Source organism: Sphingomonas sp. PvP056 (assembly GCF_040549155.1).
Taxonomy (GTDB): Bacteria; Pseudomonadota; Alphaproteobacteria; order Sphingomonadales; family Sphingomonadaceae; genus Sphingomonas.
In genome coordinates this window covers 439,659-456,245 of sequence record NZ_JBEPST010000001.1, presented here as the reverse complement: position 1 = coordinate 456,245, position 16,587 = coordinate 439,659, and the positions used below count along the sequence as shown (strand labels likewise).

7 protein-coding genes are annotated in these 16,587 nt (G+C 66.7%); 6 read left to right on the top strand and 1 reads right to left on the bottom strand.

The annotated features are described in order from the left end of the window. The first annotated feature begins 144 nt into the window (after nucleotides 1–144). The 3 genes from ABIC17_RS02235 to ABIC17_RS02225 all read left to right on the top strand — a co-directional run bounded on the left by ABIC17_RS02235 (nucleotide 145) and on the right by ABIC17_RS02225 (nucleotide 8,079). The gene (locus ABIC17_RS02235; RefSeq protein ID WP_354279450.1) at nucleotides 145–3,054 is read left to right on the top strand and encodes a TonB-dependent receptor domain-containing protein; all 2,910 of its coding nucleotides are present in this window, start codon (nucleotides 145–147) and stop codon (nucleotides 3,052–3,054) included. A gap of 172 nt (nucleotides 3,055–3,226) precedes the next feature. Next, entirely contained in the window at nucleotides 3,227–5,683 is a 2,457-nt protein-coding gene (galA, locus tag ABIC17_RS02230) for a beta-galactosidase GalA (RefSeq protein WP_354279015.1), read from the top strand. Then, on the top strand, nucleotides 5,680–8,079 hold the full coding sequence (locus tag ABIC17_RS02225) for a DPP IV N-terminal domain-containing protein (RefSeq protein WP_354279014.1): 2,400 nt from the start codon (nucleotides 5,680–5,682) through the stop codon (nucleotides 8,077–8,079). The genes galA and ABIC17_RS02225 overlap by 4 nt, the downstream gene beginning before the upstream one ends. 318 nt (nucleotides 8,080–8,397) lie before the next feature. On the opposite strand, the gene ABIC17_RS02220 is transcribed toward ABIC17_RS02225, so the two are convergent. Next, nucleotides 8,398–11,145: a DUF5695 domain-containing protein gene (locus ABIC17_RS02220; protein WP_502958393.1), complete on the bottom strand. Its 2,748-nt coding sequence runs from the start codon at nucleotides 11,143–11,145 to the stop codon at nucleotides 8,398–8,400. 106 nt (nucleotides 11,146–11,251) lie between these two features. Here ABIC17_RS02220 and ABIC17_RS02215 point away from each other — a divergent pair, with 106 nt between their 5' ends. Genes ABIC17_RS02215 through ABIC17_RS02205 form a run of 3 tightly spaced genes read left to right on the top strand, consistent with a single transcriptional unit; the run spans nucleotide 11,252 to nucleotide 16,541 of the window. After that, nucleotides 11,252–13,693 (top strand): beta-L-arabinofuranosidase domain-containing protein, encoded by a 2,442-nt coding sequence (locus ABIC17_RS02215; RefSeq protein WP_354279012.1) that lies wholly within the window; start codon nucleotides 11,252–11,254, stop codon nucleotides 13,691–13,693. Further along, nucleotides 13,690–14,763: an Ldh family oxidoreductase gene (locus ABIC17_RS02210; protein WP_354279011.1), complete on the top strand. Its 1,074-nt coding sequence runs from the start codon at nucleotides 13,690–13,692 to the stop codon at nucleotides 14,761–14,763. The genes ABIC17_RS02215 and ABIC17_RS02210 overlap by 4 nt, the downstream gene beginning before the upstream one ends. Beyond that, nucleotides 14,760–16,541 carry a DUF885 domain-containing protein gene (locus ABIC17_RS02205; protein WP_502958392.1) on the top strand — a complete coding sequence of 594 codons (1,782 nt, stop codon included), beginning with the start codon at nucleotides 14,760–14,762 and terminating at the stop codon, nucleotides 16,539–16,541. Before ABIC17_RS02210 ends, ABIC17_RS02205 begins: the two co-directional genes overlap by 4 nt. Nucleotides 16,542–16,587: the final 46 nt, after the last annotated feature.

Sequence of the window (16,587 nt, the reverse complement as noted above, 5' to 3'; positions counted from 1 at the left end):
GCATATGTGATATCGTATAATATATTTGACATACGATGATGAAGGTGTTGGGTTGGTCATAGAACATTCACCAAGGGGAAACGGAAAATGACGAGCAGCATCGCAAGGGCAAGTCGGCGGGGTTGTGCGGGTGCCTTCGTGGCGATGCTGCTGTCCTCCGCCGCTTATGCGCAGACCGCCCCTTCGGATGCGCCCGTCGTCGGCGGGATCGACCCGACCACCCAGCCAAGCCAGGAATCGTCGGATTCGATCGTCGTCACCGGCACGCGCATCAAGCGCCCCGATCTCGAGAGCAACAGCCCGATCACCTCGGTCGGCAGCCAGGAACTCAAATATCAGGGCGCGGTCAACGTCGAAAACGTCCTCAACCGCCTGCCGCAATTCACCGCCGATACCAACGACAGCGTCTCGAACGGGTCGGACGGCACCTCCAACATCAACTTGCGCAATCTCGGCTCGAACCGCGTGCTCGTGCTGGTCAACGGCCAGCGGCTGATGCCGCAGCAAGCGGTCGATCTCAACGCGATCCCCTCGACGCTGGTCGACCGGGTCGACGTGCTGACCGGCGGTGCCTCCGCAGTCTACGGGTCGGACGCGGTCTCGGGCGTTGTCAATTTCGTCCTCAAGGACCATTTCGACGGGCTTCGGCTCGACGTGCAGAGCAGCATCGCGCAGCACAGCAACGGCAACAGCTACGTCCGCGGGCTCATCTCCAAACAGGGCTATAGCAACGCCGACCGCAACGTCGCGGACGGCGGCAAGCAGGATCTCAACGCCGCCTTCGGCAAGAACTTCGCCGACGGGCGCGGCAACATCACGGTCTATGGCGGCTATCGCCATGCCGATCCGGTCGTCCAGTCGAGCCGCGACGTTTCGGCCTGCGCGCTCAACCAGGCGGACGATGCGGGGACCGGCCTCACCTGCGGCGGATCGAGCAACACGACCTTCGGGACGTTCGCGCCGCTCGGCGGGCCGAACCAGGGCAAGACGCTGACCAACAACCGCAACGGATCACGCACCTGGGTGCCCTACGACAACAGCTACGCGTATAATTACACGCCGACCAACTACATCCAGCGCTCGGACGAACGCTATACCGCAGGCGCCTTCGCCAAGTTCAAAATCGCACCCGCCGCCGAAATCTACGGCAGCTTCATGTACATGAACGACCGGACGTTCTCGCAGGCGGCCCCCTCGGCGCTGTTCCTCGGCACCACCTTTACGATCCCGTGCAACAACCCGCTGATGAGCGCGGCGCAGCAGCAATCGCTGTGCGGCGCGGCGGCGGGGACGGCGGCGACGCAGGACACACTGATCGGCTACCGCCTCGGCGACGAGCAATCGCGCCGCGACAATCTGCGGCATGAGGATTTTCGCTACACCGCGGGCGTCCGCGGCGATATCGGCCACGGCTTCAATTATGACGTCAACTATCTGCGCTCGCTCGTGCGGTTCGACGAGACGTACATGAACAACATCGACAATGTGAAGGCGCAGCGCGGGCTCGACGTGGTCAGCGTCAATGGCGTCGCGACGTGCCGCTCGGTCGTCAACGGGACCGATCCCTCGTGCGTGCCGATCAACGTGTTCAGCCCCAACAGCATCAGCGCAACGCAAGCGGAGTCGCTCTTCTCCGAAAGCAACACCGCCTCGCGCAACCTGTTGTCGGTCTTCACTGCCAACCTTTCGGGCGACCTCGGCACCTTCGGGATCGCAAGCCCGTGGGCGACGCGCGGCGTCAGCATCGCGCTGGGCGCGGAACACCGGGTGGAGACGCTCAACTTCACCGCCGACGCAATTGCGCAGCAGGGCGGGACGATGAATGCGGACGGCAAGATCTCGGTCAACGAAGGGTTCGGCGAAATCGAGATCCCGATCCTCCAGAACATCCCCTTCGCGCACGCACTGACGATCAACGGCGCGCTGCGCTATTCGGCCTATACCAACGAGCAGGGGTCGACCGGGATCAAGTCCAACTTCAACGTCTGGACCTACAAGGGCGAGGCGAGCTGGGCGCCGGTGCGCGATGCACGGCTGCGGCTGAGCTACAACCGCGCGATCCGCGCGCCCAATGTCGCCGAGCTGTTCGGGGCGCAAAGCGTCGGCAACGTGGCGGCACAGGATCCCTGCTCGGGCGCGTCGCCCACCGCCTCGCTCACCGCGTGTCAGCTGACCGGCGTCACCGCCGCGCAATATGGCAGCATCATCCAATGCCCGTCGGATACCTGCTCGTCGCAATATGGCGGCAACAGCGCAGTCAAGCCCGAGACCGCCGACACCTATACCGCCGGGATCGTGCTGACCCCGCGGATGATCAACAACTTCACGCTGTCGCTCGATTATTTCAACATCAAGGTGAAGGATTACATCAGCTCGGTCAGCCCGAACCTGGTGATCAGCCAGTGCGTCGCGACCGGCGACCCTTATTATTGCGGGCTGTTCCGCCGCGATCCGCGCTCGGGCGCGCTGTTCGGCAGCAACGGCTATATCGTCGCGACGACCTACAACACCGGCTCGCTCAAGACCTCGGGACTCGATCTCACCGCGGATTACACGGTGCGCGCAGGCGGGCTCGGCAAGATCAACCTCAACTTCGTTGGCACGCGGCTGCTCGACCAGTCGCTGGAGCCGTTGCCGGGGCTGGGGTCGTACGATTGCAAGGGCCTGTACGGCTATACCTGCGGCCAGCCCAACCCGACCTGGCGGCACGTGATGCGCACGACCTTGCTGACGAAGCAGGGATCGTCGCTGTCGCTGTCGTGGCGTCACCTTGCGGGGACGCGCCTGTCGTCGCTGTCGGACAATGCGTTCCTCACCGGCACGCCGAGCGTCATCAACGCGCGCATCCCGGCGTACGACTATCTCGATCTCGCGGTGACGGTCGTGGTCGACAAGGCGTTCCAGCTCCGCGCGGGCGTCAACAACCTGCTCGACAAGGATCCCCCCGCGATCGCGGCGGGCGCGCTGGCGGCGTTCGGCAATGGCAACACCTATCCGGGCGTGTACGATACGCTTGGGCGCTATCTGTTCGTTGGCGCAACGGTGACGTTCTAAACAACTACTAGCCCTTCCCCGGCGAAGGCCGGGGCCCAGTAGAGAGACAGGAGATTGCAGGCGACTGTGCTCCGTTTCCTCCACCTTCACTACTGGGCCCCGGCCTTCGCCGGGGAAGGGCAGTGATACAAGGCTGACCCATCCGCCGATGGGTAGATAGAAGGATCATCCCATGCTCGGTCGCCGCGATCTGTTGAAGACGAGCGGAGCGACCGCGCTTGCCGCGGTGCTCCCCCACACCGCCGGAGTCGCGACCCCGGACACCTCGAAGCCCACCGGCCCGCGCCAGATCGTCCCGCTCAACGAAGGGTGGCGCTTCCACCTCGGCCACGCCTCCGACCCCGCAAAGGATTTCGGCTTCGGCCGCTCGCATGACACCTTCGCCAAGTCGGGCGATGCCGGAACGCCGGTCGCAGACGCAAAGTTCGACGCAACGGGCTGGGAAACGGTCTCCCTCCCGCACGACTGGGCGGTCGACCTGCCGTTCGAACGCTTCGGCCCCGCCGGGAGCGACGCCGACAAAACGGGATCGTTCCAGGGGTTCAAGCCGCTCGGCCGGATGTGGCCCGCAAGCAGCGTCGGCTGGTATCGCATCGTCCTCCCGCTCCCCAAGGGCGATGCCGGGCGGCGCTTGCTGCTCCAGTTCGACGGCGTCTCGCGCGATTGCCGCGTGATCCTCAACGGCTTCTTCGTCGGCGCGAACGACAGCGGCTACGCACCGTTTGAGCTCGACATCACCGATTTCGCAAAGCCCGGCAAGGACAATGTGCTCGTCGTCCGCTGCGACGTCAGCCTCGGCGAGGCGTGGTCGTATGAAGGCGCAGGGCTCTACCGCGCAGTCCGGCTGGTCAGAACCGCGCCCGTCCACGTCCGCCAATATGGCGCGACGGTGCGGACAACCGTGGGCGCAGACGGCGCGACCACGCAGATCCTGACCGAGATCGTCAACGACGGACCCGCCACCACCGCGCACATCCGCTCCATCGTGTCGGACGCCACCGGACGCGCGGTTGCGACGCTGCTGTCGGATCTCACGCTCCCCGAATGGGCGACGCTGACGACGACCCAGCAGACGCTGATCGAACGCCCCACCCTGTGGTCGCTCGACACCCCGCACCTCTACACGCTCACGACCGAGATCCTCGTCGGCGGCGTGGCAGTCGATAACGACCAGACGCATTTCGGCATCCGCACGCTCCGCTTCGACGCGGACAACGGCTTTTTCCTCAACGGCCAGCCGGTCAAGATCAAGGGCACGTGCAACCACCAGGACCACGCCGGAGTCGGCTTCGCGGTGCCCGACAGCCTCCACGTCTGGCGGCTCGAGCAATTGAAGGCGATGGGTGCCAACGCCTATCGCTCGACGCATCACCCCGCCGCCCCCGCGATCCTCGCGGCGTGCGACCGGATGGGGATCCTCGTGCTCGAGGAAACCCGCCAGATGTCGAGCAACGCGGAAGCGATGAGCCAGCTCGACCGGATGGTGCGGCGCGGCCGCAACCATCCGAGCATTTTCCTGTGGAGCATCGGCAACGAGGAAATCCACCGCGGCACCGAAACCGGCGCAAGGATCGCCGAGACGATGAAGCGGCGGATCTACCAGCTCGACGGCACGCGGCTGGTGACCGAGGCGTTCAACGGCAAGTTCGGCGAGGGTGCCTCGCGCGTGCTCGACGTGATGGGGTGCAATTACTATCTCGACGCGATCGACGGCTATCATGCCAGCCACCCGACCGTCCCGATGATCGGCACCGAGACCGGCAGCACGGTGATGACGCGCGGCGAATATGCCCGCAACGACGCCGAAGGGTTCGTCCCCGCCTATGACAAGGACTACCCGCGCTGGGCGACCACCGCCGAAAAATGGTGGAGCTTCTATGACGAGCGCGCCTTCCTGAGCGGCGGGTTCGTCTGGACCGGGTTCGACTATCGCGGCGAGCCGACGCCGTTCGAACGCTGGCCCGAAAACGTCTCCAACTTCGGCCAGATGGACCTGTGCGGCTTCCCCAAGGATAATTATCATTATTACCGCGCGTGGTGGGGCAGCGCGCCAGTGCTCCACCTGTTCCCGCACTGGAACTGGCCGGGGCGCGAGGGCAAGCCGGTGTCGGTGTGGGTCCACAGCAATTGCGCCGAGGTCGAGCTGTTGCTCAACGGGCGCAGCCTCGGGCGGAAACCCGTGGTCCGCAACCGCCATCTCGAATGGGACGTGCCCTATGCGCCGGGCAGGATCACCGCGCGGGGTTTCCGCGACGGTCGCCAGATCCTCACCGCCGAACGCACGACCACCGGCGCGGCGGCACGGATCGGCCTGAGCAGCGACCGCCGCCGCCTCGCGCCGGGCGAAGTCGCGGTGGTGCGTGCAGCGGTGCTCGATGCGCAGCGGCGCGAAGTGCCGACCGCGTCCAACATGGTCCACTTCGCGCTGTCGGGGGATGCGCGGCTGCTCGGCGTCGGCAATGGCGACCCGCGCAGTCTCGAGCCCGATCATGCGCCGCAGCGGTCCGCGTTCAACGGCCTGTGCATGGCGCTGATCCAGGCGGGGCCGCGCGGCGGACCGATCCGGCTGGAAGCGCGCGGCGACGGGCTCGCGCCTGCGATGCTGCCGCTGATCGGCGCGCGCGCGTGATCGCGTCGCGCGCGGTTCTCGCGCTGCTGCTGGTCGCGGTGCCGGGTGCGGCGCTGGCTGCCCCCGACGAAGCTGCGTTCCGGCGCTCGATCGGGCTTCGGCGCGCTTGGCAGGATCTGACGCGCGAGGTCGCGGGGCCGGCGCACTGGACGGCGGACAGCCGGGCGTTCTCGTATCGCAAGACCGTGGAAGGCGGGTTTGCGTTCGAGACGGTCGATGCGCGCACGTTGGCGAAAAGGCCGTCGTTCGATGCGGTGCGGCTTGCCGCAGCGCTGGGGGCCGCGCGGAAGGAGGCGCTCGATCCGCTGCACTTGCCGTTCGCGGAGTTCGACCATGGCGCGGATGCCGGGACGATCCGCTTCGCGCTCGACGACGGGGGATGGCAGTGCGACGTCGTCGCATACCGCTGCGCCGCCGATGCCCCCTCTTCGCTGCGCCCGCGCGGGTTCGGCGTGGTGCGCGATCTGTCAGTTCCGGCGGAGAACAGCCCGAAGACGTCGCCGGACGGGCGCTTCACGGCGTTCGTCGAGGGCGACAATCTGGTGCTGCGCAAACGTGCAACTCTTAGCCCCTCCCCTTCAGGGGAGGGGTTGGGGGTGGGGCGTGTCTCACCGAGAGCCAGTTCTGCTGAACTCCCCCACCCCAACCCCTCCCCTGAAGGGGAGGGGCTTCAGAAACTCAGCACCGACGGCTCCGCCGGAGACTTTTACGACCCGGAAACCCTCCGCTGGTCCCCCGACAGCCGCCACATCATGATCTACCGCGTCCGCCCCGGCTACCAGCGCCACGTCCTCCGCGTAGAATCCGCCCCCGCCAGCCAGCTCCAGCCAGCCGTCCGCACCCAGCTCTACCCAAAGCCCGGCGACGCGATCGACCAGGAGCAACCCGTGCTGTTCGACGTAACCACCGGCAAGCAAACCGTGATCGACCCCGCACTCTTCCCCAACCCCTATCAGCTCTCCCCCCCGCGCTGGCGCAGCGACGGCAAGAGCGTCGCCTTCGATTACATCCGCCGCGGCTTCGGCCAGGCGCGGATCATCGCAATAGATGCCGCGACCGGCACGCCGCACGCCGCCGTCACCGAGGATGCGAAAACCTTCGTCTACGCCGACCGCCGCTTCGCCTATGAGGTCGGCGGCAAGGGCGACGAGATCGTCTGGGCGTCCGAACGCGACGGCTGGAACCACCTCTATCTGATCGACGGACGTACCGGCCGGGTACGCAACCGCATCACCACCGGCGCATGGGTGGTGCGCGACGTGCTCAAGGTCGACGACGCCAAACGCCAGATCTGGTTCACCGCCAGCGGCATGACGCCAGGCGAAGACCCGTATTTCCGCCACGCCTACCGGATCGACTTCGACGGCAAACACCTCACCGCCCTCACCACCGCAAGAGCCGACCACGACGTCCGCTTCTCTCCCGACATGACGCATTATGTCGACACCTGGTCACGCGTCGATCTCCCCAACATCAGCACGCTCAACCGCGCGAGCGACGGCACGGTGGTCGCGACGATCACGCGCGGCGACGACAGCAAGCTACGCGCCGCCGGTTTCCGCCCTCCGCAAGTGTTCGGCGCCAAAGGCCGCGACGGCGTGACCGACATCTGGGGCGTCGTCGTCCGCCCGCGCGACTACGATCCGACCAAGAAATATCCCGTGATCGAGGACATCTACGCCGGCCCGCACGACAGTTTCGTCCCCAAGGGCTATTGGCCGTTCGGCTTCCATTCGGGCGGCGACAAGGTCATCGGGATGCAGGAGCAAGCCGATCTCGGCTTCATCGTCGTCCAGATCGACGGGATGGGCACCGCCAACCGCTCCAAGGCGTTCCAGGACGTCGCGTGGAAGAACCTCGCCGACAGCGGCTTCCCCGACAGAATCCTGTGGCACAAGGCGCTCGCGAAGCGCGATCCGTCTTATGACATCAGCCGGGTTGGCATCTACGGTGCCTCGGCGGGCGGGCAAAGCACGCTCAACGCACTCCTCTTCCACGGCGATTTCTACAAGGCCGGGGTCGCTTATGCGGGCTGTTACGACAACCGGATGGACAAGATCAGCTGGAACGAACAGTGGCTCGGCTGGCCGGTCGACGCGAGCTATGCCGCCGCCTCAGGGGTGGACCATGCCGCGCAGCTGACCGGCAAGCTGCTGATGATCGTCGGCGAGCAGGACAGCAACGTCGACCCCGCCTCGACGATGCAGGTCGCCAACGCGCTGATCAAGGCGGACAAGGATTTCGAACTGCTGGTGGTCCCCGGCGGCGAGCATAGCGTCGGCCGCTCGACCGGCCCGATCGATTATGTCGCGCGGCGGCAGTTCGATTTCTTCGTGCGCAATCTGGCGGGGGAAGCGGTGCCGGGGTGGAATGCCACGCCATCGTCATCGCGGTGACAATCCGTCGTAAAGAGACCGTTCGGAGGGCCCCTAACCCCCGTTCGGGCTGAGCGAAGTCGAAGCCCCCCGCGCGACGCGAGCCCTTCGACTTCGCTCAGGGCGAACGGGGGACGTGCTATGCCCGAGGAAAGCTCAGCGCGGCGCCAGCGTCACCTCCACCGGCGCTGCACCAAGCGGACGGAATGCCACGCTATCGTCATCGCGGTGCCAGCCCCCTACCCCCGTTCGGGCTGAGCGAAGTCGAAGCCCCCCGCGCAACGCAAGCCCTTCGACTGCGCTCAGGGCGAACGGAGGATGCGCTATGCCGAAACAGGTTCAGCGCGGCACCAGCCGCACCTCCAGCGGCGCAGCGCCAAGCGGAACCGTATAGTCGCCCCGTTCCACCACCCCGCCAACCGGCGCATACCCCCGCCCGCCCGCAACCGTCGTCTCGACGAACACCCGCGCCACCGGCGTCCCCGCCACCGCCGGATCGAGCGTCAGCATCACCACCCCGGTGGTAGACGCGTACGAAGCGCGCGCGATCTTCCCCGCCTCCAGCGTGATCCACACCCCGGCAGGCGCGATAAACACCCGGCTCCGCGCCCCGTCGCGCGGCACGATCGTCACCACCCCGCCGCGCTCGGTCACATTCCCGCCGAACCCGAGCCACCCGAACGTCGGGTCGCGCACCAGATAGCTCGCCGCCGTAATCGCATGGCCGTACAGCCCCATGCCGTAATCCCCGCTATACGGGTCCCACCGCATCATATCGGGCGCGGAGTGGAACGCGGCGGAGGAAAACCCGTCACGGTCGATATTGGTGATCCCGCCCATCATCCCGCCATACGCCACGCGCAGGAGCCGCAGATCATTAGGGTCCGCGCGATACGCATCGAACAACGGCACCGCGTTGAGTGCCGAGCCGTAATGATGGATCTGCCGCTCGATCCGCGGATATTTGCCGCCGTACAAAAAGTCCCAATAGCGCCGCGCGTTGCCATTATACCCCCACGACGGGATCGTCGGATCATAGCCGAGGATCACCCGCCGCGTCGCATCCGCCTGCGGCTGATATCCGAAATAGCGCATCCACGCATAGACTTCGGGCTGGCCGGTCGAATCCCACGCCATCTCGCTCCCGAACGGGAATGTGAGCGTGCGCCAATGATCCGCCCGCCCCTTCATCAGCCGCTCGAATTCGGTCGCCTCGGCGGTCAGCCCTTCGCGCTTCAGGTCCTTGAGGATGTCGACGAACACGTCGCCCTCCATCAGCCCGAACTGCGTGTAATAGGGCGCATCGCGCATCATCGCGACGGTCGTCAGATAGGCATGGTCGAGATACCAGCGCCACGGATGCCGCAGCACCACCCCCGGATGATTGCGCGCGACGCGGTACAGCACCCAATGCGCGATCGCGACATGCGGATAATTATACGCCCGCCCGAGATCGCCCGCGTCCTTCTTCGACCAGGACGTCCAGGTCGTCCAGTTGGTCGCCGGATCGTAATAGCCGGGGTGAAGCTTGGGATCGTAATAGAACAAGCTCTTGCGCACTGCGCCTGCGTGTTCGCCCGAGGGAACCTGCAATTGCCCCTCGATCGTCTCGTCGATCAGCCGTTCGAGCTTGGCGATCTCGCCCGCATCGGGAGAATCGAGCTGCTTGACCATCGCCGCGACCCAGCTTCCAGCGCCCCCCTCGTCGCTCATCCCCGAGATCCACACGCGCGGATCCTGCGTGACGACCTTCCGAGCCTCGCGGTCGAAGGTCAGGATCGCCGGGTTGCGACCAAACGGATCGGCCTTGTCTTCATACCATTGCCGCGTCGTCGCGAAATGGCCGAGGTCGGCCATCACCTTGTCCAGAGGCTTGGTGATGAAATAGCTGACCGTCTGCACGCTCCCGTCGGCATAATGCACCAGCAGGCTAGCCCGCCCCCAGCCGCTCGCGCGCACAGCATAGCGCGCCCAGCCCTTCGCCCCCGCGACCGGCGTCGCGGTCAGCGCGCCTGCGGGGAGGCTTTCGACGCGCACCACGCGCTGCGGGGATTTGAGGAACAGCGTCGCATCCTGATCGGTCGGGACGACATAGCCGGGAATCCCCACCGCGACCGGCCGCCGGTTCGCGACCAGCGTATTCTCGATCGCGCCGATCGCAGGCGCGGTGACGAAGCGCACGCCGATCTCGCGCCGCGCACCAGGCGCGAGCGTAAAGCTGGTAGGCGGGTTCCACTGCGCATCCGCCTTCGCCCATTCGCGCTCGGCGAACCCCTTGCTCGCGACCGTCCAGTCGTAAAAGCCTTCGGACGTCTGCCCACGCTTGCTGCGATCGGTGAAGATGTCACCCGCGGGGGCCTTGCCCGCCTCGAGGATCGGGCGATACGCCTCGAGCGGCGTGCCCCGCTCGGGCAGGACGAGCAGCGCGGGCCCCGCCCCGTTCAGCCGCGTCACCTGCAGATACCCCGCATCGCGCCCGATATAGGGGTCGACGAAGCTCGCCTGCGCATGCGCCTGCTCCAGCGAACGATCGGTGATGATGTTGTCGAACACCATCGGCAACCCGAGCCCGCCGACCTCGACCGGCGTCGCGCTGGTGTTGACCAGCGTGAAGCGCAGCGCGAGCACGCCGCGATCGTCCACCCACCGCCGCTCGACCCTGAGCGGGCTTCCCGCCCCTAGCGACGCGCTGATGTCGGCGGCGGCGAGCACCCCGCCCCCGCTCCGCAGGAGACGGATCGGCTGGCGATGCTGCGCAGACGCGAAGTCCCTCCACGCCCCGCCGGGCGTGCGGACGCGCAAGTGAATGTCGCCGACATGGACATAGCCGTCGCCCGCGCGCTCCGCCTCGCGCCCCCCGGGGACGAAATCGAACCCGGGCAGCGTGGCAGGCGACAGCCGGGCGAGCGTTTGCGTGTCGCTGCGCAGCGCCAGCTGAAACGCGCGCGTCGTCATGCCGGTCAGCGCGACGGGCGGATAAGAGGGTTTCGCCGCCGCGGGTTTGGCGTCCTCGGCCCGCCCAACTGCCGACAAGCACAAAGCACCGCCGATCACGGATGCAAGAAGAACGGTCCGCAACGGCAACATGGCAAGGCTCGCAATCGATCAGGGTCGGTGGCAACCTGAAACGACGCGCCGCGATCGTCAACGCATATTATACCGTATATTATTTGTTGGCAAAACGGAGCCGCGCATGGCAGACCCCGTCGCGCCGATATTCGGATGGGAGATCGATATGCGCGCGAACCGGCGGGAATGGATGTGGGGCATGGCTGCGGTCACACTGGCAAGCGCACCTGCGCGCGGAATGGCGGCGGTCGCGACCACCGCGCTTCCCCCGAAGGCCAAGCCGCTGCCGCTGTCGTCGGTCCGGCTGCTTCCCTCCGCCTACGCCACCGCGGTTGAGGCCAACCGCACCTATCTGTTGCGGCTGAGCGCGGACCGGTTGCTCCATAATTTCATGGCCTATGCCGGGCTTCCCCCCAAGGCGCCCATCTACGGCGGCTGGGAAAGCGACACGATCGCGGGCCACACGCTCGGCCATTATCTCACCGCGCTCGTGCTGATGCATCAGCAGACCGGCGACGAAGCGTGCCGCACCCGCGCGGATTATGTCGTCGCCGAACTCGCCCGCGCACAGGCCAAGCGCGGCACCGGCTATGTCGGGGCGCTCGGGCGCAAGCGGAAGGACGGCACGATCGTCGACGGGGAGGAGATCTTCCCCGAAGTGATGAAGGGCGACATCCGCTCGGGCGGGTTCGATCTCAACGGGTCATGGTCGCCGCTCTACACCGTCCACAAGGTGTTCGCGGGGCTGCTCGACGTCCACGCCGGCTGGGGCAATACCCAGGCATTGCAGGTCGCGACCGGGCTCGCGGAGTATTTCGCCAAGGTCTTCGCCGCACTCGACGATGCGCAGATGCAGACGTTGCTGGGGTGCGAATATGGCGGGCTCAACGAAAGCTATGCCGAACTCTCCGCGCGCACCGGCGAGTCGCGCTGGCTCGCGGTGGCAGAGCGGCTGTACGACCGCCGCGTGCTCGACCCGCTCGTCGCGGGCGAGGACAAGCTCGCCAATTTCCACGCCAACACGCAGGTCCCCAAGCTCGTCGGCCTCGCGAGAATCCACGAGCTCAACGGCAAGCCCGCCCCCGCCAATGCCGCGAAATTCTTCTGGCAGGCCGTCACGCAGCACCACAGCTACGTCATCGGCGGCAATGCCGACCGCGAATATTTCACCGGCCCCGACACGATCGCGACGCACATCACCGAACAGACGTGCGAGCATTGCAACAGCTACAACATGCTCAAGCTGACCCGGCATCTCTATGGCTGGCAGCCCGATGGCGCGCTGTTCGATTATTACGAGCGCGCGCACCTCAACCACGTGATGGCGGCGCAGAACCCGCGGAATGCTGGCTTCAGCTACATGACCCCGCTGATGTCGGGCGTCGCGCGCGACTATTCGACGCCTGCCGACGACGTTTTCTGGTGCTGCGTCGGCAGCGGGATGGAAAGCCACGCCAAGCACGGCGAATCGATCTTCTGGGAAGGCGGCAACACGCTGCTCGTCAACCTCTACATCCCGGCGGAGGCACAGTGGCGCACGCGCGGTGCGACGCTCCGGCTCGACACGCGCTACCCCTATGAACCCGAATCGCGCCTGACGCTGACGACGCTCAGCAAACCCGGCCGCTTCGCGATCGCGCTGCGCGTGCCTAGCTGGGCCGCGGGCAAGGCGACCGTTCAGGTCAATGGTGCGGCGGTCGAACCCGTCTTCGCGCAAGGCTATGCGCTGGTCGAGCGTCGCTGGAAGAAGGGCGACACCGTCTCGATCGCGATCCCGCTCGATCTGCGGATCGAAAGTGCGCCGGGCGATGCGGACACCGTCGCGGTGCTGCGCGGGCCGATGGTGCTCGCCGCCGATCTCGGCCCCGTGGCGGACAAGTGGGACAAGGCCGATCCGGCGCTGGTCGGCACCGACTTGCTTGCCGCCTTCACGCCGGTCGTGGGAAGCGCGGGCAGCTATGCCACGCGCGGCATCGTCCGCCCCGGCGACCTCAGCTTCGTGCCCTTCTACAGCCAGTATGAACGCCGCAGCGCAGTCTATTTCAAACGCTTCACCGATGCCGCCTGGAAACGCGAGGAAGCCGCCTTCCTCACCGAACAGGCGCGCGCGCGCGATCTCGCGGCACGTTCGGTCGACACGATGCATCTCGGCGAAATGCAGCCCGAACGCGATCACGGCCTGACCTCGGAAATCTCCTATCCGGTCAGCTATCGCGGGCGTAACGGGCGCGATGCGCGCTCGGGCGGCTATTTCGAATTCGCGATGAAGACGCGCCCCGGTCCGCTGATCCTCCAGGCAAGCTATTGGGGGGACGAGCGCGCACGCGACTTCGACATCCTCGTCGACAACGTCAAGATCGCGACCCAGCATCTCGAGGCCGACCAGCCGGGCAAGTTCTTCGACGTCGATTATCCGATCCCGCTCGCGCTCACCAAGGGCAAGGCGAGCGTCAAGATCCGCTTCCTCCCGCACGACAAATCCGCCGCCGGACCGGTGTTCGGCGCGCGCCTGATGACCGCCGCCACCGCCACCGCCCCCGCCACCAGATCGGCCCCGACTACATGACCGCATCCCGCACCGCTTCCCGCCCCGCCGCCGACCTCGACGCTCCCGAACTCCGCCCCGACGTCCACCTCTCGCTCGACGCGCTCCACGATCTGGCGAATGCCAAGCTGATCGGCGCGGGCCTGTCGCGCGCGCATGCCGCCGCCGTTGCCGAGACCATGGTCGCGGGCGAGCGCGACGGCTGCGCGAGCCACGGGATCTACCGATTGCTGGTCGCGGCCAACAGCATCGCGCGCGGCGCGGTGGTGGTCGACGCCGAACCGGTGGTGAGCGAACCCGCAGTCGGGCTCGTCCGCGTCGATGGCGCGGGCGGGTTCGCGCAACTCGCGTTCGAACGCGGCCGGCCATTGCTCGTCGAGAAAGCACGACGCTGCGGGATCGCGGCGCTCGCGCTCAACAATGTCGTCCATTTCGCGGCCTTGTGGCCCGAGGTCGAACTGCTCGCCGGTGCCGGTCTGGTCGCGCTCGCGTTCACCCCGAGCCACGCCTGGGTCGCGCCCGAGGGCGGCACGCGCCCGGTGTTCGGGACCAACCCGATCGCCTTCGCCTGGCCGCGCCCCGGGCAGGAGCCGTTCGTGTTCGATTTCGCGACCAGCGCGGTCGCGCGCGGTGAAATCGAGCTGCATCGCCGCGCGGGCAAACCCGTCCCCGACGATTGGGGCTATGATGCCGCCGGGCAACCGACGACCGATCCCGCGGCGGTGCTCGCGGGCGCGATGCGGACCTTCGGCGGGCACAAGGGGTCGGCACTCGCCGCCATGGTGGAACTGCTCGCGGGTCCGCTGATCGGGGACATGACCAGCCAGGAATCGCTCGCCGCCGATGCGCAGCGTGGCGGATCGCCGATCGGGGGCGAGCTGATCATCGCGATCGACCCGGCGGGGTTCGTCGGCACCGCGGTGACGCATCACCTGCTGCGCGCGGAATCGCTGTTCGCGGGGATCGAGGATCAGGGCGCGCGCCTGCCATCGCAGCGCCGCTATGCCGCGCGTCGGCGAAGTCTTGCCGACGGGGTGGCCATTCCCGCGACATTGTACGACGACATCATGAAACTGCCTTCGGGAGAATGACGATGCGAACGATCCTCCTGACGCTTGCCCTCGGTGGCACGATGCTTAGTGGTATGGCGGCGCAGGCCGCACCGCGCGCGACCAGGGCGGCGGCGCAATCCGCCGACGCGCGGTTCGAGGCGCTCTACACGGCCGAATATGCCTGGCGGCAACGCCAGATGGAGCAGGACGAGGACACCCCCAAGGGCAAGAGCGCGAAGCTCCCCGATGTCGGCCCGGCCGCGCAGGCCGAGCGCCTCGCGCGCTGGAGTGCGACCGAAACCGCGCTCAAAGGCATCGCCCCCGCCAGCCTGTCGCCCGCCAACCGCGTCAATTACGTGGTCTACAAGCAGCAGATCGACGCGCTGCTCGCCGAACAACGCTACCGCGAATATGAAAAGCCGCTCAACGCCGACACCAGTTTCTGGGGCAACATCGCAGGCTCCGCACGCGGCAGCTTCCGCACCGCGCAGGACTATCGCAACTACATCGCGATGCTGCGTGACATCCCGCGCTATTACGACCAACAGATCGCCAACATGCGTGCCGGGCTCGCGCGTGGCTTCACCCCGCCGCAGGTGACGCTCCAGGGCCGCGATTCCGGCGTGGCGCAAGTCGTCGAAGCGAAAAGCGTAACCGCCTCGCCCTTCTACGCGCCGTTCGAAACCTTCCCCAAGACGATCCCCGCCGCCGAACAAGCAGCCCTCCGCGCCGAGGGCAGCGCCGCGATCACCCAGGCGGTGGTGCCAGCGCACGCGAAACTGCTCGCCTTCCTGCGCACCGACTATATCCCGCACGCCCGCGTCGCGCTCGCCGCCTACGACCTGCCCGACGGAAAGGCGTATTACCAAAGCAAGATCCGCGAATATACGACGCAGGACCTCACCCCCGATCAAGTTCACGCGGTCGGCCTCGCCGAGATCGCCAAGATCCGTGCGCGGATGGACACGGTGATGCAGCAGGTCGCGTTCAAGGGCGATTTGCAGGCATTCTTCAACCATCTGCGCACCGATCCGCAATTCTACCCCAAGACCCCCAACGAACTGCTGTACCGCGCGGCGTGGATCGCCAAGACGTTCGACGGCAAGGCGTCGCAATATTTCGGGCACCTTCCGCGCAGCCGGTTCGCGATCAAGCCGGTCCCCGCTGACATCGCGCCCTTCTACACCGGCGGGCGCGGCGGACCGGGGATCTACCTCGTCAACACCTACGACCTGAAGTCGCGCCCCTTTTATTCGCAAGTTGCCCTGACGCTCCACGAAAGCGCGCCCGGCCACGCCTTCCAGATGCCGCTCGCTGCCGAGAACACCGCGCTGCCCGCGTTCCGGCGCGATACCTATCTATCGGTCTATGGCGAAGGCTGGGCGCTCTATTGCGAGGCGCTCGGCGAGGATATGGGGATGTACGAGACACCGTACGACACGTTCGGCTTCCTGAGCTATCAGGCGTGGCGCGCGGCGCGGCTGGTGGTCGATACCGGCATCCACGCCAAGGGCTGGACCCGCAAGCAGGCGCAGGCCTATCTCCACGACAATACCGCGCTGTCGGATCACGAGATCGAGACCGAAGTCGACCGCTACATCGCCTGGCCGGGGCAGGCGGTATCCTATTACATGGGCGAACTCGCCTTCCTCGCCGCGCGCGAGAAGGCGCAGAAGGCGCTCGGCCCGAAGTTCAACATCCGCGCGTTCCACGATGCGATGCTCGAGCTGGGGTCGGTCCCGGTCCCGGTGATCGAGCAACGCACCGACCAGCTGATCGCCGCGGGCGGCAAGGGGCCGTATCCCGACGAGGAGTGAGCCGAGCGGGGATGCCCTTCGTCATTCCCGCGCAGGCGATCCTTCT

Excerpts from the sequence above, each read along its gene's own strand:
- ABIC17_RS02235 (WP_354279450.1), top strand. The coding sequence starts at position 145 with ATGCTGCTGTCCTCCGCCGCTTATGCGCAGACCGCCCCTTCGGATGCG.
- galA (WP_354279015.1), top strand. The coding sequence starts at position 3,227 with ATGCTCGGTCGCCGCGATCTGTTGAAGACGAGCGGAGCGACCGCGCTT.
- ABIC17_RS02220 (WP_502958393.1), bottom strand. The coding sequence starts at position 11,145 with ATGTTGCCGTTGCGGACCGTTCTTCTTGCATCCGTGATCGGCGGTGCT.
- ABIC17_RS02215 (WP_354279012.1), top strand. The coding sequence starts at position 11,252 with ATGGCAGACCCCGTCGCGCCGATATTCGGATGGGAGATCGATATGCGC.
- ABIC17_RS02210 (WP_354279011.1), top strand. The coding sequence starts at position 13,690 with ATGACCGCATCCCGCACCGCTTCCCGCCCCGCCGCCGACCTCGACGCT.
- ABIC17_RS02205 (WP_502958392.1), top strand. The coding sequence starts at position 14,760 with ATGACGATGCGAACGATCCTCCTGACGCTTGCCCTCGGTGGCACGATG.